At 44.0% G+C, this 21,148-nt stretch carries 23 protein-coding genes; 13 read left to right on the forward strand and 10 right to left on the reverse strand.

Going from position 1 to position 21,148, the window contains the following annotated elements; translation table 11 throughout:
• Positions 1–31: 31 nt before the first annotated feature.
• Genes HC733_RS10355 through cyaY form a run of 6 tightly spaced genes read right to left on the reverse strand, consistent with a single transcriptional unit; the run spans position 32 to position 5,788 of the window.
• Positions 32–1,138 carry a heme biosynthesis HemY N-terminal domain-containing protein gene (locus HC733_RS10355; protein ID WP_190364975.1) on the reverse strand — a complete coding sequence of 369 codons (1,107 nt, stop codon included), beginning with the start codon at positions 1,136–1,138 and terminating at the stop codon, positions 32–34.
• Entirely contained in the window at positions 1,138–2,940 is a 1,803-nt protein-coding gene (locus tag HC733_RS10360) for a uroporphyrinogen-III C-methyltransferase (RefSeq protein WP_190364976.1), read from the reverse strand. Before HC733_RS10360 ends, HC733_RS10355 begins: the two co-directional genes overlap by 1 nt.
• Positions 2,937–3,875: a hydroxymethylbilane synthase gene (gene hemC, locus HC733_RS10365; protein WP_190364977.1), complete on the reverse strand. Its 939-nt coding sequence runs from the start codon at positions 3,873–3,875 to the stop codon at positions 2,937–2,939. Before hemC ends, HC733_RS10360 begins: the two co-directional genes overlap by 4 nt.
• Positions 3,876–3,895: 20 nt before the next feature.
• Entirely contained in the window at positions 3,896–4,798 is a 903-nt protein-coding gene (locus tag HC733_RS10370) for a DUF2914 domain-containing protein (RefSeq protein ID WP_190364978.1), read from the reverse strand.
• A gap of 16 nt (positions 4,799–4,814) precedes the next feature.
• The gene (locus tag HC733_RS10375; RefSeq protein WP_190365018.1) at positions 4,815–5,468 is read right to left on the reverse strand and encodes an alpha/beta hydrolase; all 654 of its coding nucleotides are present in this window, start codon (positions 5,466–5,468) and stop codon (positions 4,815–4,817) included.
• Entirely contained in the window at positions 5,468–5,788 is a 321-nt protein-coding gene (cyaY, locus tag HC733_RS10380) for an iron donor protein CyaY (protein ID WP_171628022.1), read from the reverse strand. Before cyaY ends, HC733_RS10375 begins: the two co-directional genes overlap by 1 nt.
• A gap of 123 nt (positions 5,789–5,911) precedes the next feature.
• Here cyaY and lptM point away from each other — a divergent pair, with 123 nt between their 5' ends.
• The 8 genes from lptM (at position 5,912) to HC733_RS10420 (ending at position 13,120) form a co-directional block, all read left to right on the forward strand.
• Entirely contained in the window at positions 5,912–6,109 is a 198-nt protein-coding gene (gene lptM, locus HC733_RS10385) for an LPS translocon maturation chaperone LptM (RefSeq protein ID WP_190365019.1), read from the forward strand.
• Positions 6,110–7,363 (forward strand): diaminopimelate decarboxylase, encoded by a 1,254-nt coding sequence (lysA, locus tag HC733_RS10390; protein ID WP_190364979.1) that lies wholly within the window; start codon positions 6,110–6,112, stop codon positions 7,361–7,363. It begins immediately after the preceding gene.
• A 66-nt stretch (positions 7,364–7,429) separates the two neighbouring features.
• On the forward strand, positions 7,430–8,260 hold the full coding sequence (gene dapF / locus HC733_RS10395) for a diaminopimelate epimerase (RefSeq protein WP_190364980.1): 831 nt from the start codon (positions 7,430–7,432) through the stop codon (positions 8,258–8,260).
• Positions 8,261–8,278: 18 nt separating this feature from the next.
• Entirely contained in the window at positions 8,279–8,902 is a 624-nt protein-coding gene (locus HC733_RS10400; RefSeq protein ID WP_190364981.1) for a DUF484 family protein, read from the forward strand.
• Between the two features lie 3 nt (positions 8,903–8,905).
• The gene (locus HC733_RS10405; protein WP_190364982.1) at positions 8,906–9,838 is read left to right on the forward strand and encodes a tyrosine recombinase XerC; all 933 of its coding nucleotides are present in this window, start codon (positions 8,906–8,908) and stop codon (positions 9,836–9,838) included.
• A 44-nt stretch (positions 9,839–9,882) separates the two neighbouring features.
• Positions 9,883–10,581 carry an HAD-IA family hydrolase gene (locus tag HC733_RS10410; RefSeq protein WP_190364983.1) on the forward strand — a complete coding sequence of 233 codons (699 nt, stop codon included), beginning with the start codon at positions 9,883–9,885 and terminating at the stop codon, positions 10,579–10,581.
• A gap of 104 nt (positions 10,582–10,685) precedes the next feature.
• A complete protein-coding gene (locus HC733_RS10415) occupies positions 10,686–12,173 on the forward strand; it encodes a peptide MFS transporter (protein ID WP_190364984.1) in 1,488 nt (495 codons plus the stop codon).
• Positions 12,174–12,250: 77 nt separating this feature from the next.
• The gene (locus HC733_RS10420) at positions 12,251–13,120 is read left to right on the forward strand and encodes a dTDP-4-dehydrorhamnose reductase family protein (protein ID WP_190364985.1); all 870 of its coding nucleotides are present in this window, start codon (positions 12,251–12,253) and stop codon (positions 13,118–13,120) included.
• 46 nt (positions 13,121–13,166) lie between these two features.
• Here the strand turns inward: HC733_RS10420 and HC733_RS10425 are convergent, their stop codons facing one another.
• On the reverse strand, positions 13,167–14,006 hold the full coding sequence (locus HC733_RS10425) for a glycosyltransferase (RefSeq protein WP_190364986.1): 840 nt from the start codon (positions 14,004–14,006) through the stop codon (positions 13,167–13,169).
• 129 nt (positions 14,007–14,135) lie between these two features.
• Positions 14,136–14,552 carry a hypothetical protein gene (locus HC733_RS10430; RefSeq protein WP_190364987.1) on the reverse strand — a complete coding sequence of 139 codons (417 nt, stop codon included), beginning with the start codon at positions 14,550–14,552 and terminating at the stop codon, positions 14,136–14,138.
• 248 nt (positions 14,553–14,800) lie between these two features.
• On the opposite strand from HC733_RS10430, the gene HC733_RS10435 reads away from it, so the two are divergent.
• The 4 genes from HC733_RS10435 to HC733_RS10450 all read left to right on the forward strand — a co-directional run bounded on the left by HC733_RS10435 (position 14,801) and on the right by HC733_RS10450 (position 17,898).
• A complete protein-coding gene (locus HC733_RS10435) occupies positions 14,801–15,436 on the forward strand; it encodes a hypothetical protein (protein ID WP_194710034.1) in 636 nt (211 codons plus the stop codon).
• A gap of 112 nt (positions 15,437–15,548) precedes the next feature.
• Entirely contained in the window at positions 15,549–16,232 is a 684-nt protein-coding gene (locus HC733_RS10440) for a pseudouridine synthase (protein ID WP_190364988.1), read from the forward strand.
• 69 nt (positions 16,233–16,301) lie between these two features.
• Entirely contained in the window at positions 16,302–16,679 is a 378-nt protein-coding gene (locus tag HC733_RS10445) for a BlaI/MecI/CopY family transcriptional regulator (RefSeq protein WP_190364989.1), read from the forward strand.
• A 1-nt stretch (position 16,680) separates the two neighbouring features.
• Positions 16,681–17,898, forward strand: coding sequence for a TonB family protein (locus tag HC733_RS10450; protein ID WP_190364990.1), 1,218 nt, complete (start codon positions 16,681–16,683; stop codon positions 17,896–17,898).
• A 67-nt stretch (positions 17,899–17,965) separates the two neighbouring features.
• Here HC733_RS10450 and HC733_RS10455 read toward each other — a convergent pair whose 3' ends face one another.
• Positions 17,966–18,349 (reverse strand): MAPEG family protein, encoded by a 384-nt coding sequence (locus HC733_RS10455; protein WP_171628035.1) that lies wholly within the window; start codon positions 18,347–18,349, stop codon positions 17,966–17,968.
• A gap of 246 nt (positions 18,350–18,595) precedes the next feature.
• On the opposite strand from HC733_RS10455, the gene HC733_RS10460 reads away from it, so the two are divergent.
• On the forward strand, positions 18,596–19,468 hold the full coding sequence (locus HC733_RS10460; RefSeq protein ID WP_190364991.1) for a DMT family transporter: 873 nt from the start codon (positions 18,596–18,598) through the stop codon (positions 19,466–19,468).
• Here HC733_RS10460 and HC733_RS10465 read toward each other — a convergent pair.
• Complete coding sequence (locus HC733_RS10465) at positions 19,465–20,994, reverse strand: carbon-nitrogen hydrolase family protein (protein WP_190364992.1); 1,530 nt, start codon at positions 20,992–20,994, stop codon at positions 19,465–19,467. The two genes, HC733_RS10460 and HC733_RS10465, sit on opposite strands and share 4 nt — an antisense overlap.
• Positions 20,995–21,148: the final 154 nt, after the last annotated feature.

The raw sequence follows: 21,148 nt of genomic DNA on the forward strand, positions 1-21,148 counted from the left end.
AAAAAGCCAGCAATTTGCTGGCTGTAGATTCTTACCATTGGTGGCGGGCCAACTGATATGCCCTTTGAAACTGCCCTGTTTGTTCAAAACTATACAATGCAGGCTCAATCCAATATCGCTGCCAATCTTGCTCAGGCAAACTGGCAAATATTTTTGTTGCCAATTCAAAATCTCCCTCAGCATTTGCCATACAGGCTAAACAAAATAACAATTCGCTATGTTCAGGCTTCTTTTTTAACTGCGTTTGGATCGCTTGGGTTAGCTTTATGTCAGCCCCTTTTGCATAAGCAAGTACCTGAGCTAACTGACTGAATTGACCTTTTTTAAGCAGCTTAATAAGCACATCATGAACATTTTCTAAGCAGCTTTGCCCTGCCATACTTTGCAAATAAGCAAGCTGAGCATGCGCTTGCACGGCCTTAGGTAACTGAGAAAAGTAGTCACTCGCCTGTTGTTTTGCACTATCAAAAAAGCGCTTAAAAAAGCTGTGCCATTGCATTGTTGCTAAATCAAGCTGCTTATATTTACTTGATAACGTAGTTACAACGTCTGCCAACTGCTGTTCATGCAATAACCCATCTAAATAACTACTCACAGCCGCCGCATTCGGCTTTTTCTGCTGCATCGGCTGCGATAATAACGCTAAGGCTTGCTCTGATTGATTAGCATTGAGCCACAACTTGGGAACTTGTGCTTGCGATTCATCAGACATGGCTTGTAAATGCTGTAAAGCCTCTGCTTGCTCGCCTGATTGCAGTGCAGCCTTAGCAAGCATCGCATGTTGTTGATCTTGCCACTGCATAGGCGCATCGTTTTTTGTAAATGCACTTTTGATCATCTGCACATCATCGTTAAGTACGCCCCAGATAGCGTCGGTAAGTGCTTGCTCAGACTTAATACGTTTCTTGTTGCTAAAGTGACCTGTGGTTGAGCGGTAACCTTTCCACAGCCACCCAACTACTGCTTTAAGTATCAGCAAGAGTATGAGAACCATCAAAAGTAAAGCGCCGAATGAATACACGGTGCCTTCAAGTGTCGTCTTTCCGAATGCTATCAGCACATAGCCTGCATCACCTACCAGCAAATGCCCTGAGGCTAAAACTGCAGCAAAAACAAAAATGAGTAGCAGTGATTTCATTACTTTAACCACTCCTTTGTTGCATCTGGGGTAAGCAAATCCACATTAGTATGGAACTGTAATGGGATTTGCTGCAACTGCTCGATATTATCTGCGAGCGACTGAACACCCGAGTTGTTCTTGTCGAAATATGTCTCTAATGTTTTTGATGCCCCATCAAGTGATGTAAAAAAAACACTCGCTTTTTTATCCACTAGGGCTAATTGAGCTTGTGATAAATAGCTACGAAGCTGAGCTCTAAGCATCTGCTTTTGCTGACTATCAAGCAGCGGCTGAATATCCGTTATCTCTTGAGACTTAATAGTTAAAAATGTTTCTTTAAACTGTTGCCAAGAACGAGCTAAGTTTATCCGCCAATCACTCACTTCTTTTGACAGTTCATTGCTTGGTTTCATAAATGCTGCGGGTCGCTTAACGCCCTTCAAAGCCAAGTTATCAACTTGCTGCAACATCCCATGAAGTTGCAAATAAAGTGTCTCCACAGCGGGCTTTGGTTGAGCCTGTAATGCAGCAATATCCGTAGCAATAGCGCTCAATAGGGCGGTGTTATCGCTTTCGTTTTTTACCACGTCGTACAGTCTCTTTAATACCGCGATTGCACCTTGATAATCTTGCTCGGCATTAGCTTTAAACTCGGCCATGCGTTGTAAATAAGTGACTTCGCTACTTAGCGCCCCACTGATCTGTTGCTTGGCCTGAGATAACGCTGCATTGAGTTGTGCGTCAACGGTTTGTGACTGTAATGCTAGGCGCTCTTCAAGCTCGCCATTTTGCTGTTGCAAACTACTTTGCAGCAAAGTTAATTGTGACTTTGCTTGGCTGAGCTGCTCGCTCAATTGCGCATTGTCTTTTTGTAATTGCGCCAGCGCCGCATAGGTTTTATCACTGATCTGCTGGCCATGTATGATAAGCCCAGCAGTAGCCACACCACCAGTAACCGCCACCAACAATGCTAACACCGCAAGTTTGCTGATTTTTTGTTTGAACACGGGTTGCGTTAGGGGCGTCTTATTTGACATTTCAGGTCCAGATTGTGTTTCTTGCTCACTCATTTGGCTACCTTGCTGCTGTTGGTTAGGCATTATGCTGTTAAATATCGCCAGATCATCTGGCCCATTGGCAATACTGATACACTGCTGACTCACCTCATAGGTGTTGTGTAAATAGCGCGCGCTACGTTCGCTGATGACAAAAAAGTGTCTACTTTTCAGCCAGTTTAAAAGTTCTTTTTGCCGAGCATTAAATATCGCATCAATAGTTGCATTGCTCGTTACGACTATACCGTCAATTTGTTCACTGCGCCAGTGGTCTAACCAGCCATCGGACGTGTCATGTTGAGCCACCCGTTTATAGACCGCACAGACATTTAAAATCGCCCCACGCTGCTTAAAAGTCTTGGCTAGCAAAGGGCGTCCGCCTTGACCTTTAACTAACACAACTTGCTTAGATTCAAGTTGCTGTAGCGGCGCTAAAGCCAACAAACCTTCAGAGTCTCGCTGCTTTGGCACAATCGCTTTTCGTGAAAAACAACTTTGTATGGCGTTTGCCGTTTGCTCGCCCACAGCAAAAAGCTGCGCTGTGGCGGGCAGACTATCAATCTGAACAGCCAATTGCTTTACTGAATCTTGCGAAATAAATACAATAATATCAGCATCTTGAATTGGCGCTAATTGACTAGAAGACAGCTGACAAGGTTCAATGCGCAGTATCGGTGTATGCAGATTGAAAATACCCTGCTGGCTTAGTAATTTTGCAAGTTCTAATCCTTTTCCTTCAGGACGAGTAATAGCGATACGCATCATTTACTGTCTTTATAAACCTCAGCAAGGATTTTATCTGCACCCTGTGCCAACAACTGTTCAGCCAACTCAACACCAAGCTGCTCAGCCTGCGTGCTCGGACCTGTCACTTGCGCGCGTAAAATTTGACTACCATCAAGCGCCCCTACTAAACCACGCAAAGTGACTTGATCTGCGACCACTTCAGCATAAGCACCGATGGGTACCTGACAGCCCCCTTCTAAACGACGATTCATTGCACGCTCTGCTAGCACTCGAATACGCGTTTGTTGATGCTCAAGTGGTGCCAATAATCGCTTGGTAAGCTCGTCATCACTGCGACACTCAATGCCAACTGCACCTTGTCCGTTCGCTGGTAGTGATTGCTCTGGTGTGATGAAACTTGCAATACGCTCTGGCATCTCTAGTCTGATCAACCCTGCCGCAGCAAGAATAATGGCATCGTACTCGCCGTTATCCAGTTTAGCTAGGCGAGTATTCACGTTGCCACGTAAATCACGAATGTCTAAGTCTGGGCGTAGCGCTTTAATTTGGCACTGACGACGTAAACTAGAGGTGCCGACTACGGCACCTTGAGGTAACTCATCCAGTGCTTTATAGCTATTTGACACAAATGCATCACGCGGGTCTTCACGCTCACAAATGGTGTACAGTTCAAGACCTTCTGGAAACTCAACAGGTACATCTTTCATCGAGTGTACGGCGATATCAGCGCGTCCATCCAACATCGCTTGCTCAAGCTCTTTAACAAACAGTCCTTTACCACCAATTTTTGCTAAAGGCGTGTCTAAAATGATATCCCCTTGTGTAGACATGGGCACAAGCTCAACGTTTAGCTCGGGGTGGAAATGCTCCAATTGCGCTTTTACAAATTCAGCTTGCCATAATGCCAAGGCGCTTTTTCTGGTGGCGATACGTAAAGTATGTTGTTGTGTCATGATTAACCTTTAGTGGCCTGTTACTCGGCCTCTGAAATAATGCGAAAAGATTTTTGTGCTAATAGTTGACCTTGGTCGGTCACCACTTCTACACGCCATGGCCCTGTTTGGCTTGGCATAATATTTTTGCTTGAGTAGGTGCGAAAACGAATTGCACTGATAGTTAATGGGATCTCGGCCATCAGTTGGTCTTGATGAAACCATAAGTGCTGCACAGTCTGCCCTTGCATATTATTTATCTCTGTAAAGAAAAATAACTTATCTGTAAACTGGCTAAGTTCAAGGTTTTCTTTAAGTACATCCACAGGCTCTCTGTCTACAATTCCTGTTGTTAACACGGCCCGCGATACCAAGTTACTATCAATTTGGGCACCCAAAGCAACATTGGTGATGGTGGCATCCTCTGAAAACGTGTTTTCGCTATGCAGCTCACTTTGCACCCCGTCGATTTGCTCATCAACGTCCTGATGTGTAGGTTGCTCATCAATATTGCTTTGTTTTGCGCTTGATGAGGTAGTGATATCGTTAATTGCAACCAGTACAGGTTTTTCTGTTAACTGATTTTGCGCTGCGATTTGCTCTGCGTGTTGCTGCTCGATGGTATTCTCAAGCGTTGACTCAACTGCCTCAACATCCGGGCTTACTAATGCCTCTTTTTGCGCTTCATCAACAGCGGATACATGTGTTGTGCCGCTCTGGATAGAGCCGCTCTGGATAGAGCCACTCTGGATAGAGCTATCCTCAACAGCCTGAATTTCATCGGCATTCACCGAATTCATCAGGCCATATATCAAGGCGCTTGCAAACAATAACACCACGCTACAAGCCATAAATATACGCCGCCAATGCCATTGATAACTTACCGAAGCATTCGCTGTTGGCGCTTTATTTACCGACGTTTTAATAACGATCCTTTGTGTCATTGATTCAGCTCCTAATTTAAGACAGTGTCGCAATTAACCATGCGCGTATTGCAACGAGTTCTTCATAGCAAACCTGATGTTCCATCGGGTAGTCTTGCCAGCTTACCTCATAACCTTGCTCTAGCAAGGTGTTATAAGCTAGTTTTCCTGCCGACATGGCAACCACCGGATCATGGCTACCATGAGCCATAAAGATATTGAGTTCTGGCTGTATGGCTTCATCCGCAAGCTTTTGTGGCGCGCACATATAAGTCGATAAGGCCATCACACCACCAATTTTATACGATAAACGTGGTGCTAAATGTAGCGCTATCACGCCGCCTTGAGAAAAACCAGCCAAGATAATACGCTCAGGCGTGATACCTTTGTCTAATTCAGCTTGGATCAATGCTTCAACCGCTTTGGCAGACTCTCTTACACCACCTTCGTCTGCTCGATTGTCTAAATCCAATGATTTGATGTCATACCAAGCTCGCATCACCATGCCGCCATTGATGGTAACTGCTTGCTCTGGTGCGTGTGGAAAAATAAATCGCACACCAAGTTTGTCAGGTAACTGTAACTCAGGCGCAATGGGTAAAAACCCCTCACCCGAGTCACCCAAACCATGGAGCCAAATAATACTTGCTGTGTGCTCGCCTTTTGCGGCGTACTCTACAAACGGCAACATTAGCTGTGCTGCCATTGAATGGGGGTGCCAGCTTGGCGAGTCGCTGCATCACACATAAACTGCCAAAATTCTGCACCCGAGCGATTATCAATCCATTTGTCACCGTGAAGCTCAAAATGATGACCATTAAACTTGGTTGCTACCCACACTTGATGCAATGGTGCTTGCTTGTTGATCACGATTTTACTTTTATCAGCAAAAATAATTTCTAAGATACCTGCTGCAGATTCATAATCTAAGTCAGCATCACAGTCGTCAATTTGTTCTTCTATGGTGAGCATTAAGGCATCAGCCAATTCATGGTACTCGGAATCAGTCATACGGTATCCCTCATTTGTACAAAGTTTTAGCTATTCAAGCATGAAAATACTTATCGGCAATAGCTGCTTTTTTTGCGAATTCTGTTACTCTGCGATTATAAAGGCACTGACACCATTAATCTAATGAAAGCGACACTCTCTCAATCTAGCTTATTTTTTCTCGTAATATTCACTACGCTTATATTAGCTGGCTGTGGACAAAGTGGGCCTCTTTATTTGCCCGAAAAGCAAAACTCAAAACAGACTAACCAAGAGTTAAGCAAATCTCAAACACAACCACAGCAAAATACCAAAGCGCAAACAAATCAGCAGGAAGGTTAGATGGACTTTTTTCAATATCAACAAAACCAGCTATTTGCTGAGCAAGTCAGCGTAGCTGATATTGCCAAGCAACATGGTACACCTTGTTATATATACTCTCGAAAAACATTAGAACGTCATTACCACGCGTTTACCGATGCCGCGCAAGGACATCCTCACTTGGTCTGCTATGCTGTTAAGGCCAACTCCAATATTGCTGTACTCAATGTCCTCGCCCGTTTAGGTGCTGGTTTTGATATTGTCTCAAAAGGTGAGCTTGCTCGGGTAATAGAAGCCGGTGGCGATACCAGTAAAGTGGTATTTTCAGGCGTGGCAAAAACCGCCGATGAAATTGCATTTGCACTGACCCATAACATCAAATGCTTTAATGTAGAGTCAACCGCTGAGCTCAAACGCATTAGCCAAGTCGCCAGCAGTATGGGTGAAACCGCGCGCGTGTCTATTCGCGTCAACCCAGATATTGATGCTAAAACCCACCCTTATATCTCTACTGGATTAAAAGAAAACAAGTTTGGTATCAACATTAAACAAGCCTTTGACGTTTACCAACTCGCCTATGCGTTACCAGGCATTGAAGTGGTCGGTGTTGATTTTCATATTGGCTCACAATTAACAGAGGTTGAGCCATTTTTAGCTGCGTTAGATAAGGTAATTGACCTCGTTGAGCAATTAAAAACCGCCGGAATTGAGCTGCAACATTTGGATATTGGGGGCGGTTTAGGCGTACCCTATGACAGTGAAAAACCACCGCATCCAAGCGCCTATGCTGCGCAAGTAAAAGCAAAATTGACGAATTACCCTCACTTAGAACTTGTGTTTGAGCCAGGTCGCGCCATTGCCGCCAATGCTGGCATTTTGGTAACCAAAGTTGAATATCTAAAGTGCTCTGACGATAAACACTTTGCGATTGTCGATGCCGGTATGAACGATATGCTAAGACCTTCACTATACCAAGCTTGGCAAAACATCATTCCTGTGGCCCCTCGAGAAGATGACACACCTGTACACGCGTATGATGTTGTGGGCCCAGTCTGTGAGACTGGCGATTTTCTTGGTAAAAATCGTCCATTAGCCATTCAAGAAGGTGATCTTCTAGCGCAACGCAGCGCTGGCGCCTATGGCTTTACTATGAGTTCAAATTATAACTCACGACCAAGAGTTGCTGAGCTGATGGTTGATGGCGATACCTGCTATGTAGTTAGACAAAGAGAGTCGCTTACTTCCCTTTGGCAAGGTGAGCACCTATTACCCTAATTTATTAATGACAGCGGTGCCCCTAGCGTGGCAAAGTTAACTCATTAGGAGTTGTATTAGAACATTATGTTTGTAAATTTTTCTAAAATGCATGGCTTAGGCAATGACTTTATGGTGGTGGATAACGTCACACAAAATGTATTTTTGTCTCGAGATCAAATCAAAAAGCTTGCAGATAGAAACTTTGGTGTAGGCTTTGACCAATTATTACTGGTCGAAGCGCCGTACTCGCCCGATCTGGACTTCCATTATCGTATTTTTAATGCTGATGGCACTGAGGTAGAGCAATGTGGTAATGGCGCCCGCTGTTTCGCGCGATTTGTGCGTATGAAAGGGTTAACTAACCGTCACAAAGTGTGCGTGTCGACCAAATCGGGGAACATCACACTCTATTCTGAAAAAGACGGGCAAGTTACCGTGAATATGGGGCATCCGCAGTTTGCTCCTAGCAGCGTGCCGTTTAAAGCCAGTAAGCCTGAACTCACCTATATTATGCGTGCGCAAGAGCACACCGTATTCTGCGGTGTTGTCTCTATGGGCAACCCCCACTGCGTAATTGAAGTAGACGATATCGACACCGCGGACGTTGAGACGCTGGGGCCTCTATTGGAAAACCATGAACGGTTTCCTGAGCGTGCTAATGTGGGGTTCATGCAAATTATTAATGAAGAGCACATCAAGCTCAGAGTTTGGGAACGTGGTGCGCAAGAGACCTTAGCCTGTGGCAGTGGTGCTTGCGCAGCGGTGGTGATTGGTATTGCTCAGAAAAAGCTAGCAAATACGGTTCGTGTAGACTTACCCGGTGGTAGCTTACAGATACGCTGGCAAGGTGAAGGCCACAGTGTAAAAATGACAGGCCCCGCGGAACATGTTTTTGATGGACAAATCTCTTTGTAAACTGCAAAAGGTGTATGTATGAGTAAAATAAACGACATTGATGAGCAATCAATTTGTGATTATTTAAGTCATCATCCAGATTTTTTACTCAACCATCCGTATGTTTTGCTCGACATGGACCTGCACGGTAAAAGCCTAGGATTGCCAAACTTAGCGCTACAACAGCAACGTCTGTTACGCGAGCAAAACACCCAGCTAAAACAGCAAATAGCAACCATGGCGCGCAGTGCCGTTGAAAACGAGCAGATTTTTAGATTACTCAGCGAGTGCCAGCGACAGTTATGGCGCTGCAACAGTTTAGAAGAACTAACACAAAAACTTGCCGAGTTCTTATGCCAGCAACCTAATATCGTCAGCTGCAAATTGCTCCCCTACAATAATGAGCTTGCCGATTTAACAAAAGCACGCTTGCAAAATGGTATATATCTTGGTCGGCTCTCACAACAAGAACAGCAACTCATTTGGCCCCAAGAAGAGTCCATTAAATCCGTTGCATTATACCTGCTTGGCAGTAGCACCGCGCCAGATGCAATTTTAGCCTTTGCCAGCAACCATGCCGAACACTTCGCTCCCACGAATGACACCTTATTTATGCAAGAGTTCGTCACAACGTTACAGGTGCGTTTAAGCGCTTTGGCCTAAAATATGGCTGATGATAATGTGTTAAGTGAGCTGTGGCTCAAACCTGTAGAAGCTTTTATGGCCTATTTACGCCATGAAAAACAATACTCTACACATACCTTAAGCCAATACCGTATTCAGCTACTACAAGCTGCCAACTACTTTGCACCCAATGCCCAAGACTGGCTGGCAGTCAGCAGTGAGCAAATTCGCCGCTATAGTATGCATCTACGTGGCAAGCAATATAATCCACGCAGTATCAATTTAAAGCTCAGTTGTATTCGTAGTTTGTATAAATATTTAAAAGCAAAACATTCGCAAAACAGCTCATTTATCAATCCAGGGGAAAATATCAGAGGCCCTAAATTTGATAAACCACTGCCTAAAAACCTCGATGTTGATCAAATGGCACAGCTGCTATCAATTAACGACGATGATGTTTTAGCGATAAGAGACAAAGCCATGATGGAGCTGATGTACTCAAGCGGATTGCGGATTAGCGAGCTCGTAAATGTTAATATGGGAGACATACGCGATGGCGAGATCCGTGTGTTAGGTAAAGGCAGTAAAGAACGCGTTATACCCGTTGGTGGTAAAGCGTTACAAGCATTAGAACGCTGGTTGCTATTAAGACCTCAGTTGGCCAATGAGGGCGAACTTGCGGTGTTTTTAAGCAAACGCAAACAACGTATTTCTATTCGCCATGTGCGAGAGCGCATGAAAGAATGGGGCCTTAAGCAAGGTATCAGCACACCGATACATCCGCATAAATTACGCCACTCATTTGCCAGCCATATGCTCGAGTCCAGTGGCGATCTGCGCGCCATACAAGAAATGTTAGGTCACACCAGTCTATCAGCAACACAAGTGTATACACATGTTGATTTTCAGCACCTTGCCAAGGTTTACGATCAGGCACACCCAAGAGCAAAAAAGCGCCCCAGCAAAGACGATTAGCGTTTTGAAACAATGTCCTAAACTCACCAGATAGGTTAGTAACCATGAGATTCAACCGTGCCATAGGCAAAATAAAAGTACTTAGTTTTGACTTAGACGACACGCTCTATGACAACCACCCAATCATAGCGTCAGCGCTACGCGCGCAAGCCGACTACTTGCAACAACTACCAACTTGGCCGCACCAAGACAACCGTTTTTGGATGGCATGTCGCCACAAGGCACTTAAAGCACACCCTGAACTGCTACATGATGTCACGCTTTGGCGGCAACGTGCACTTTACTTTGGGCTATTAGAGTGTGGTTTAACACCCGAAGACGCTCTAGATCATGCGCAAAAAGCCTATGCAGCGTTTGCCCATGCGCGCAGCCAAATCAGCGTATGTCCATCGGTTATCAAGTTACTGAACAACCTTAAACAACGTTACACCTTAATCGCCATTACCAATGGTAATGCTGATGTCGAGCAATTTAACCTCGCTGGTATGTTTTCCTTGGTGTTACAAGCGGGTAAAGACGGAAGATCAAAACCCTTTCGCGATTTGTTCGATAACGCCGTAAATCAGCTAAACATGCACCCAAGTCAGTTACTGCATATCGGTGATAGCTTAGATACCGACGTGCAAGGGGCAAATAATGCAAACTGTCGCAGCGTATGGTTAAACAATCAGAACTGTACTTATCACTACCAAGGCTTAGCAGATATAGAAATAAGCGATATCAAACAGTTACAGTATTTTTAGGCTATTTTGACCCTACACAGAACCACCGCAGTGTGGTTGCATTCGTGAACTCTTTAACGTACTAATAAAGGCTGACTTTTAAAAAATAATAACGGAAGTGAGCTATGTCAGCACAGGATACAGGCTTCTTTGGCCATCCCAAGGGCCTCTCAACACTCTTTTTCACCGAAATGTGGGAACGCATGAGTTACTATGGCATGCGTGCCTTGCTGGTATTATTTATGACTGCCAGCTTACAAGACCAAGGGCTCGGCTTTACCGTTGCCTCTGCGGCTGCTATTTACGGCTTATACACCGGCGCTGTGTATTTCCTTGGTCTACCCGGTGGCTGGGTTGCAGATAGGCTGCTTGGCGGGCAAAGAACCGTTTGGTACGGTGGTATTATTATCATGTGCGGCCATATCATTTTGGCTATTCCAAGCACCCACTCATTTTTTATCGGCCTTATTTTTGTTGCCTTTGGTACCGGCCTGCTTAAGCCCAACATTAGCGCTATGGTTGGGCAGCTTTACAGCTCTGAAGATGAACGCCGCGACAGTGGTTACGCTATTTACTATATGGGTATTAATATCGGCTCGGTCATAGGTTACTACGTCTGTGGCTATTTTATGGAAAATGTGGGTTGGCACTATGCATTTGGCGCGGCAGCAGTTGGTATGGCTGTCGGGCTTATTCAATATCGTAAAACACTGGGCAATATTGCCGGCGTGGGTGAGGCGCCAACAAACCCTTTTAGCCCAGCGCAAGCAAAAAAGGTATGGGCACTCATTGCACTTATCATGGCAGGAGTCGCGGGCATCACCGCACTGACCTACGCAGGGATCATCGTTATCAATCCGGTGATCTTAGCCCAGTATGTTGCCGTCGCCTTTACCGTTATCTTCTTTATTTACTATGCGCTCATCTACTTTAAAGGGAACCTCTGTGAAGATGAGAAAAAGAAAATGTGGGCGCTGTTTTTTGTATGCGTTGCATCGGCATGTTTTTGGTCTGGCTTTGAGCAAGCAGGTTCATCTTTAAACCTATTTGCACGCGATTATACCGATCGCTTAATTGGGTCATTCACTATTCCGACCGCTTGGTTTCAATCTGCAAATGCCATTTTTATCATTGTGTTGTCGCCATTTTTTGCAGCACTTTGGATAAACTTATCAAAACGACTGTTAACCCCTTCTTACAACCTAAAATGTGCGGTGGGATTAGTGATCATGGCCAGCGGTTTTTTAGTGATGTTTATGGCTTCTCAATATGCTGCGCAAGGGCTAAAAGTGGCACCATATTGGTTGATCACAACCTACTTTTTACACACTGTGGGTGAGCTGTGTTTAAGCCCTGTTGCGCTCAGTGCGGTTAGTAAATTATCGCCAAAGCGATTTGCAGGTCAAATGATGGGCGTGTTTGTACTCACTTATTCTATCGGTAATATAATTTCAGGTCTTTTGGCGGGACACTTCGACCCAAACAAAGTAGAAGAAATGCCAAACCTCTATCTACAAATTAGCTTATTTTGTATTGGTGTGGGCATCATTATTGGTTTACTGAGCATCAAATCGAAAAAATGGGAACAAGCAACACAACCGGCCAATACATAAACGTTTTTTCAATAAGTTAAACTTGCTAAGCTAGTGGCTATTGTTTGCCAACTTGGATGCTTAAGGAACCAGCCACTATGCAAAAAATTATGATCACCGGCGCGACCGGACTACTCGGTCGCACACTTTACTCAACCCTAGTAAACGACTTTGACGTTGTTGGTACCGGTTTTAGCCGCGCAACCGCCCCGTTATATCAACTTGACTTAAGCAACCAAAATGCGGTGATTGACTTTTTAGAGCACCATCAGCCCGATGCTTTGATCCATGCCGCTGCAGAGCGTAAGCCTGATGTCTGTGAGAACGAGCCAGAGCAAACCATCGCCCTGAATGTTGCAGCCAGCGAGTTTCTTGCCAAGCAATGCGCACAACGCGATATCGCACTTATTTTTATCAGCACCGACTATGTATTTGATGGCAAAACGCCGCCATATATGGAGTCAGCGCAAACAAACCCATTAAATCTGTATGGCCAAAGCAAACAACAAGCTGAGCAAGCAGTGCTTGCACACTCAACACGTCACAGCGTAGTACGTGTGCCCGTTTTATATGGCGACGTATCAGAATTAGCAGAATCGGCAGTATCGGTAATAGCAACACAGATAAGTGCCACACAAACCACCGCGCATGACAACTGGGCGGTACGTTACCCAACCCATGTTGAAGATATTGCGTTTACATTAAGAGACTTGCTAAAGTGCCCAGAGAATTTGGGCGGGATTTTTCATATTTCCGATAATCAAGCAATGAGTAAGTATGATATGGCCTGCATTATGGCCGATATTTTAGGCTACCCTAAATCGCTGCTAAAACCTCTTGATGAACCCAGTCAAAGCGCGGCTCGTCCACATGATTGTGCACTGGCCGATTCAAGATTAAAACAATTAGGGATTGCTCATGGAAGAGAGTTTAAACAAGCGATTCAAAGTGTTTTAACGGCAATCTAATAACAAAAAAGGGTTAATTCACCATAAAATTAACCCTGCTAGATAATTAGTGTGGCACAAATCGCTGGCTGCATAGTTTAATAAGCCAGTTAGGTAGTGGGTACTTTTTATATACCACATCTAAGAAGTTGTTCCACGCGGCATTGTGCAAACGCTCAATGTCTTGCTGCGGTACAATCCCCTGATATAACTTTGCAAAATCTCTTAAAAATTGCACATCACGACGGCGATTGTTTTTAGCATATCCTCGGCCTGCATAATGAATAAAGTCGGCGTCTAAATACCCTTCTTTACCAAACATATCCATTCTGTTAAATCTGCTTGGCAACGCCTCATGCTTTAGCTGATGCTTAAATATCTGATAATTAAACAATGTTTGTTCATAAAAGCGAATTTCATTGCACACAGATTGCAGTTCATCTAAATCTGCGTACTCAAATAATCTACAAGGCTTAGAGGCGAGGATCACGCCAACATTGTAATAAATACTTGCCTCTTTTTCACTCGGCCAAGCAACTTTTCCACATAGGTCTTCAATCAGTGTACGCTCTTGTGTGCGATCGCATACTGCGCCTTCGTTGAGCATAAATATAGTGTCTAAGTCTTGATATTTTTTAAAAATATCCTCCGCATCAGGTGATACTAAAATATCTGCGTCCAAGTAAAGCACCCTATCGTATTCTTTCAGCAGCTCACCAATTCTAAGCTTTTCAGCCCAAGCGGGATTAGCACCATATTTAGGTTCGCTAATTTTGATGGGGTAATTCAACGTTTCAGACACAACTAGGTCAGCACCTACCTTTTGTGCATAGTGCTGAAAGCTTAATATAGCTGCTTGGTACATTGGATTATCGCCAATAGCGAGTGTAAATATGGCTTTTTTCATAGTGAAACATGTAACTAGTTGATGGATAAGATTATCGCACAGGGTTGTGAAATTATATATGCTGAAAATACGTAAAAGGCAGGTGTCCCTGCCTTTTACGTCAAAATATCAAGCTATTTGATATTGATATTAGAAAAACTTCATTGAAGAAGTCGCGTCATTAAAGCCAATGTTAACGAAATTGCTTTCTTGACCTAACACAATACGGTAGTCACCACCATAATCCCTGTCACGGAAAAGAATAACACCCGGTGAATTAAGAACTTTGATAGAAGAAACTGTATCGTTAAAACCGATATCACGGAAGTTGCTTGTATTGTCGATAACGATACGGTATTCACTACCGTAATCTCTATCTTTGTAAAGAATTGCCATTTTAGCTTGGCTATTGATAGCGTTATCAAATGCGTATAGCTGCTCACTTGATAAGTTTTCTCTAATAGTTTGAGCTTCTTGCATACTTAACTCATTCACAAATTCAATCTGTGCAGCTTGAGTAGTAAGTGATGCAAATGCCAGAACAGGTAACAATAATAGTTTTTTCATTTTAAATTTCCTTTTTAATTTAGGTTACAAAACCGGCACAAAGGTTAACGCACAGAAAACATAATGCAAACAAATTTTTTGTGAATTTTTAAATTTAGAGTCTCTGAAAGTGACCGTTCATAAGAAGTGCCAATGTTTAAGCTATACACTTTTTAACACTTAATATATTTACCCAATAAAAACACAAATGATAATGTTTCATTTGCAAATTAATTGCAAAACAAACATTTTTTTATAAGGATATTAAAATGAAAACACTAGTAACGGCGCTTGCCATCGTAGCCAGTAGTTATGCTGTGGCAGAACCAGAAATGTATGCACCAAGCGGTACAGGCGTAAACTATGACTTTAGAATTGGCCTACAAGCTTTTGACGACCGTGGTCGCGATGCAGGTCGAGTTGAATACACGCAATATCTTTCTTCAGGTTCTAGCACAGAGACTAACTGGGTCGTTGACAGAGACGCATATGATCCAGATGCACTTAAGCTCCACCTGTCTATTTTAAGAAATACACCAGTAAACAAAGACTTCAGACTTGCAATCAGGGCCGCTGATAATAGTGGCCGTGGTGGATATGGCTACTGGCAATATACCCCATGGGCGAGTGAAGGCGGTGGTTGGTCTGGCTTTGCTTTGGACAGCGATGGTTATGACCCTGATGCATTCAAAATCCGCATTGAAACTAGAAATTGGCAAGAATATGTATCTTTAAGAGACTTCCGTATCGGTTTGAAAGTTGCTGACGACCGCGGCAGAGAAGAAGGTTCTGCAACATTTACACCTTGGGCATCTCAAGGTGGTGGCTGGACTTCACTTGCTACAGATGATGATGCCTATGATTTTGATGGTTTTGCTGTAAGCCTTGAAGTACGTAAGTACTAAGATAAAGCACAGACAGCCCTAATTTTGGGCTGTCTTATAATTGACTAAATTAGTATTTCTATTCAACAAAAATATGTTAGGTTTCCACCTTTATAACGGTTGAGTCCTGATTATGTCTACACGCCTTGCTAAATACCTTGGCCATGCCGGAGTATGCTCCCGCCGACAAGCATCTCGCTTGATTGACTCAGGTGACGTCATAGTGAATGGCCGCCCTGCTAATCATATTGATCATGTCAGTGAACAAGACGAGATAATCGTGCTGGGTAAAAAAGTATGTGGTCCTGCGGTCAAGGTACTCTATGCCTATAACAAACCTGTTGGCATAGATTGTAAATTAAAGCCTGACGACCCCAGTAGCCTCCTGCATCACTTGCCAACATCAGAGCGAGTATATCCAATTGGTCGCTTAGACAAAGATTCAAGAGGTTTGTTACTACTTACAAACGACGGTGAATTGTGCCAACGTCTTATCCATCCAGATCACCATGTTGAAAAAGAATATTGGGTTAAAGTTGACCGACCGCTAGACGCTGAATTTTGTCAAAAAATGGCATCGGGTGTGCCTGTTGATGGGCAAATAACCTTACCCTGCCAAGTGAGCTTATTAGATGCCACGCACTTTAAGATTGTGCTTAAACAAGGGCTCAACAGGCAAATTCGTAAAATGGCAAAGCAGTGTGGCTACAAAGTGATAGATCTTTATCGGGTGCGCATCGCTAACTTCACACTTCCCGACACGTTACAAGAAAACCAATATCAACACATCAATATAGCCGCGCTGAAATTTGCTTAAAAACGTGCTTGACAGAATTGATTACAGGTGTAATCTTAAACTTATAGATTACATTTGTAGGCAATAACTATGATTGAACTTTCAAAAGCTGAATTTGCGGTAATGGAAGCGCTCTGGCAAGGCCACCCAGCTAAAGCCAGCGATATTATTCAGCGCTTAAGTGACGATACACAATGGCATGAAAAAACCATCAAAACGCTGGTCAGTCGCCTTGTAAAAAAGCAAGCGGTGAGTTTTGAAAAACAAGGGCGCGAGTACATTTACACCCCTATGATTGGCCGTGAGGCATACACATTAAAAGAAAGCCAAAGCTTTATAGAGCGCTTTTTTAGAGGTCGAATAGCTCCGCTCGTAAGCGGCTTTGCCAAAACTGAGCAGCTGTCTCAACAAGATATCGATGAGTTAAAACAGATCATCAAACAGTGGGAACAAAAACAAGGAAAGTAACATGCTATATCCATATTTAGAGTGGCTGTTAAATCCCAATATGCAAATGGTGTTAAGTGCCCTCATGATCACGTTAGTGCTGTTGCAAAAGTACGCCACAGAGAGGTTAAGTGCCCGTTTGATTTATAGCTTATGGTGGTTAGTGCCACTGAGTATCATCGCGTTAAACTTACCCAGTGAGTTAAAGCCGATTACCAATAATGCAATCAGCTATTTTCGGGTAACACCACAATTGCAACAACGCACAGCAGTTTGGCAATTTAGTGCAACCGCAGTGTATAGCGTCATCACTGTGTTGCTGCTGCTAATGCTTTGGTGGCAGCATTACAAATTTAGCCGTGCTCTCAATATTAAAGCCGTCAAAAACAGCCATTTTGATCAGCCGCTTTTTGTCAGCTCACAATTAAGCACCCCCATGGTGATAGGTTTATGGAAGCCGATTGTTGTGTTGCCCAGCGACTATGACAAACAGTTTGACCACGAAACTTTCAAGCTATTACTCGAGCACGAAAACACCCATATTCACCGCTTCGACAATGTTGCAAACATGGCGCTCATCCTGTTATGCATCGCTTGCTGGTTTAACCCCATTGCGTGGTTGGGCTACCAAAGTTTTCGTCGCGCCCAAGAACTGGCGTGTGACGAAAAAGTACTACAACAAAAATCAACACATCAACAGTTAATGTATGCAAAAGCACTGATAAGTTGCGCACAGAATGCCGGCAATAGCGCCTTAGCATATAGCTACTACGGAGATAAGAGCACTATGAAACAAAGATTGATACATTTACAAAAGTTATCTGGCGCATCCATGGGTGCCAAATGTTTGGTGATCGCTTTAGCGTGCGGTTCACTCAGTGCAATGGCACTTGCAAAGCCAAACGACGTGCAAGCGCATAAACATGAAGGAAAACCGCATCCAGTTATGCGCATAGAGCCCAAGTACCCTGCAGAGGCTGCCAACGCAGGTATTTCAGGGTATGTCACCTTACAATTTACCATTGACGGGCGCGGTCACACTAACAACATCGAAGTGATCGACGCACAGCCCCAAGCGGTGTTTGAACAAAGTGCCATTACAGCACTGCGTCAATGGCAATACACTAGCGCATCGGATACCGCTGAGCATCATGTGGTGCAACTCGATTATGCTCTAGGAGAGTTATCTGAATCGACTAAAACCAAAGTACAGCATGAGCGTATTAAAGTGGCACATTAATAACCACTCGCTTAATTAAATGAATAATTTTAAGGCCAGTGCTCAAGTTATGTTACTGGCCTTTGCATTATAAACTCACCGCAATCATGGCAATCGCACACCCCAAGCCTACCGCCCAGATCAACGAACGAAAAATGTGCAAATTGAGATAATAAAACACACAGTACAGAATACGCGCCACAATATGGCCGATTGCAAGATACTGCACCGTTGAGCCAACTGTATTCGTGCCAAGTACAACGGCAACAGCCACTGCAAATACCGTTAACGATTCAAAACAATTTTGATGCGCAGCCAGCGCTCTTGCACCAAAACCTGTTAATTGAGCTTGCTGAGCCCTTGGGTGTTGATTGTCGTATCCACCAAGACGGTTCATCGCGATGGCTACGGGGGCTTTGGCCAAATACGGCAAAATTACAGCGATGAGCGCACAAATTAAAATCGTTGTCATACCAAGTCCTTGCATGTTTTTTGTTCTTAAAAACCCACCTTAGCATGAGCCAAATAAAAAAGCCGCCTTAAATTGAAAGGCGGCTAAATTGTGTAGCATCAAGTTAAAGTATATGCTCAGGGGCTCACTAATGCACTGCGACAGATTGTCGCACTCAAGCAAGCACAGCACCCCTTTATGAGAAAAATGCGTTAGCCGCTTAGCCTCTGTATTGTTAAACTCTGCAAAAAATAATTTGGATAAGCAATGGCTTGGATAGCATTCACAATATTGGCAGCATTCTCTCAAGCATGGCGTAATGCGCTGCAAAGCCAATTAAGCCAGTCGGCCAGTGTTGCAGGTGTGACGCTTGCGCGATTTTTGTTAGCGGTGCCACTGGCAACAATTTATCTACTGTGTTTGTACCAATATCAACATGTCCCCCCATTAACCGTCAATGCCTCACTTATGGCCTATGTACTCAGTGCCAGCATCATGCAAATCGTGGCTACTGGGCTAATGGTGTTATTATTTAAGCAAAACAACTATGCCGTGGGTGCCGGCTTAGCCAAAAGCGAAGCGCTGATGGCCGCCATATTGGGCATGGCACTTTTTGGTTCGTCTTTATCTGTGACGGGTTGGTTTGGGGTTGCTATTGGCGCAATTGCCGTGCTGATGCTCAGTGGTTTTAGCGTAAAGCGATTTGCGCCCAAAACGGCTTTACTTGGCATCGCCTGCGGTAGCGCATTTGCGCTCACTTCTTTATGGGTAAGAGAAGCTAGCTTAGCAACTGGACTGCCCTTTTTACACAGTGCCGCATGGGTGCTGCTGCTGGTTTTATTCACACAAACTGTGATTCTGAGCCTGTATCTTAGTATCAAAGAAAGACAGACTTGGCAGGTCCTTTGGCAAAAACGCAACCTGCTAAGCGCCATCAGCCTGACTAGTTTTATAGGCTCCGTCGGCTGGTTCAGCGCAATGAGCTTACAGCATGTAGCTTATGTTAAAACGCTGGGTCAAATAGAGGTTTTCTTTACGATGCTTATCGCGGTGTTATGGCTTAAGCAACCAATTAAAAAAAGCGACAATATTGGCCTGCTACTTATCGGCATTGCCGCTGCATTGGTGATGTTAAGCTAGTTTTTTTGCTTAAGTATCACTTGGTACAAGTCAGTGCGTCGGTCTTTTAAGTTACGAACTGTGCCTTCACTGTGTAGTAGCTTGAGCTTATCAAGGTCTAAGTCGCTAAACAGTAACATTTCAGTATTCGGAGTAGCTTCATTTAATGCCGCATCGTGCGGAAAGGCAAAGTCTGAAGGCGTTAAAACCGCAGATTGCGCATACTGCACATCGAGTGAGTCTACTTGTGGCAGGTTGCCTACGCTACCTGCGATAACAACATAACATTCATTTTCAACCGCTCTTGCTTGTGCACAATGTCGCACCCGCAGGTAGCTGTTTTTAGTATCAGTCCAAAAAGGAACGAACAAGATATCAAGGCCACGGCGCGCCATAATGCGGCTAAGCTCAGGAAACTCCACATCGTAACAGATCTGGATGCCCACGCGTCCTGCATCGGTTTCAAATACACCAATCTCATCGCCTCCTTCAATTACCCAGTCATACGCTTCATGCGGGGTAATATGAATTTTACGCTGCTCATCAATTTTGCCGCTGCGGTGACATAAATAACTGACATTATATATTTTATCACCCTCCATTAACGGCATGGAGCCTGTGACAATATTGGCATTGTACTCAATGGCCATGGTCGACATGGCATCTCTAAACTGCTCAGTGTACTCAGCTAAATAACGAATTGCTTCGGTTTGGTTACGGTGCTCTTGCAACCCCATTAAAGGCGCATTAAAAAACTCAGGGAAAATAATAAAGTCACTTTGGTATTCCGACACCGTATCAACAAAATACTCAACTTGGCGCATCAGCTCTGCAACCGACTCTACTTCACGCATCTGCCATTGCACGGCACCAACTCGCACAATGGTTTTTTTCGTTGCGATGACCGTGTCGGTTGGTTGGAACAAAATGTTGTTCCACTCTAACAATGTTGCGTACCCTTCTGAGTCTTCATCCTCAGGTAAATACTGCTTTAGTAAACGCTTTACTTGAAAGTCGTTGGCTAACTGAAAGCTTAAAATAGGGTCATAAATTTCTTTATGATCTACTTTATCGATGTATTCCATTGGCGTCATTTCGTCGCAGTGATTGCTGTAGCGAGGAATACGGCCCCCTGCTAAAATCGCCCGCAAGTTATACTGTCGACACAGCTCTTTCCTTGCATCATAAAGACGTCGACCTAAACGCATACCACGATGACTTTTTGCTATTACCACATCGAGGCCATAGAGCGCATCACCGTTACTATCACTAAACACTCGGTTATGAGCATCCACAATTTCATCGTAAGTGTGCGGGTTAGAAAAACGTTGATAATCAACTTGCACACTCAGTGCTAAACCCACTAAACGACCATCATCTAAAATGCCTATTTGCCCTTCAGGAAACTGATCTATCAATCTAAATATCGTGTGGCTCGGCCACGCGCCGCCGAGGTCCGGGTATGCCTCATCCATCAGAGTTTTAATTTGTGGATAATCTTCTTTGTTGATATTGCACAGCGTAATACGTGCTTTTTCTATCGACATACTCCCTCCAACATAACAACCAGTTAAGTGATAAATGCTTACTACATAACCAAAGCTCTGGATAAATAACAGTCAGCAAGTAAGAATTTATAGGCCTTTGAAAAGTTTACATTATCATCGTGGTTATGCGAGTGCCAGTCATAGCTGGTGAATA

Origin of the sequence: Pseudoalteromonas sp. S16_S37, from assembly GCF_014694405.1 — a bacterium.
In the GTDB taxonomy this organism is placed as follows: domain Bacteria; phylum Pseudomonadota; class Gammaproteobacteria; order Enterobacterales; family Alteromonadaceae; genus Pseudoalteromonas.

Coding starts and splice junctions, on each gene's coding strand:
- HC733_RS10370 (WP_190364978.1), bottom strand. CDS start 4,798: ATGACACAAAGGATCGTTATTAAAACGTCGGTAAATAAAGCGCCAACA.
- HC733_RS10415 (WP_190364984.1), top strand. CDS start 10,686: ATGTCAGCACAGGATACAGGCTTCTTTGGCCATCCCAAGGGCCTCTCA.
- HC733_RS10420 (WP_190364985.1), top strand. CDS start 12,251: ATGCAAAAAATTATGATCACCGGCGCGACCGGACTACTCGGTCGCACA.
- dapF (WP_190364980.1), top strand. CDS start 7,430: ATGTTTGTAAATTTTTCTAAAATGCATGGCTTAGGCAATGACTTTATG.
- lptM (WP_190365019.1), top strand. CDS start 5,912: ATGAAAGCGACACTCTCTCAATCTAGCTTATTTTTTCTCGTAATATTC.
- HC733_RS10435 (WP_194710034.1), top strand. CDS start 14,801: ATGAAAACACTAGTAACGGCGCTTGCCATCGTAGCCAGTAGTTATGCT.
- HC733_RS10465 (WP_190364992.1), bottom strand. CDS start 20,994: ATGTCGATAGAAAAAGCACGTATTACGCTGTGCAATATCAACAAAGAA.
- HC733_RS10405 (WP_190364982.1), top strand. CDS start 8,906: ATGGCTGATGATAATGTGTTAAGTGAGCTGTGGCTCAAACCTGTAGAA.
- cyaY (WP_171628022.1), bottom strand. CDS start 5,788: ATGACTGATTCCGAGTACCATGAATTGGCTGATGCCTTAATGCTCACC.
- lysA (WP_190364979.1), top strand. CDS start 6,110: ATGGACTTTTTTCAATATCAACAAAACCAGCTATTTGCTGAGCAAGTC.
- HC733_RS10450 (WP_190364990.1), top strand. CDS start 16,681: ATGCTATATCCATATTTAGAGTGGCTGTTAAATCCCAATATGCAAATG.
- HC733_RS10355 (WP_190364975.1), bottom strand. CDS start 1,138: ATGAAATCACTGCTACTCATTTTTGTTTTTGCTGCAGTTTTAGCCTCA.
- HC733_RS10410 (WP_190364983.1), top strand. CDS start 9,883: ATGAGATTCAACCGTGCCATAGGCAAAATAAAAGTACTTAGTTTTGAC.
- HC733_RS10430 (WP_190364987.1), bottom strand. CDS start 14,552: ATGAAAAAACTATTATTGTTACCTGTTCTGGCATTTGCATCACTTACT.
- HC733_RS10375 (WP_190365018.1), bottom strand. CDS start 5,468: ATGTTGCCGTTTGTAGAGTACGCCGCAAAAGGCGAGCACACAGCAAGT.
- HC733_RS10455 (WP_171628035.1), bottom strand. CDS start 18,349: ATGACAACGATTTTAATTTGTGCGCTCATCGCTGTAATTTTGCCGTAT.
- HC733_RS10440 (WP_190364988.1), top strand. CDS start 15,549: ATGTCTACACGCCTTGCTAAATACCTTGGCCATGCCGGAGTATGCTCC.
- HC733_RS10400 (WP_190364981.1), top strand. CDS start 8,279: ATGAGTAAAATAAACGACATTGATGAGCAATCAATTTGTGATTATTTA.
- hemC (WP_190364977.1), bottom strand. CDS start 3,875: ATGACACAACAACATACTTTACGTATCGCCACCAGAAAAAGCGCCTTG.
- HC733_RS10445 (WP_190364989.1), top strand. CDS start 16,302: ATGATTGAACTTTCAAAAGCTGAATTTGCGGTAATGGAAGCGCTCTGG.
- HC733_RS10460 (WP_190364991.1), top strand. CDS start 18,596: ATGGCTTGGATAGCATTCACAATATTGGCAGCATTCTCTCAAGCATGG.
- HC733_RS10360 (WP_190364976.1), bottom strand. CDS start 2,940: ATGATGCGTATCGCTATTACTCGTCCTGAAGGAAAAGGATTAGAACTT.
- HC733_RS10425 (WP_190364986.1), bottom strand. CDS start 14,006: ATGAAAAAAGCCATATTTACACTCGCTATTGGCGATAATCCAATGTAC.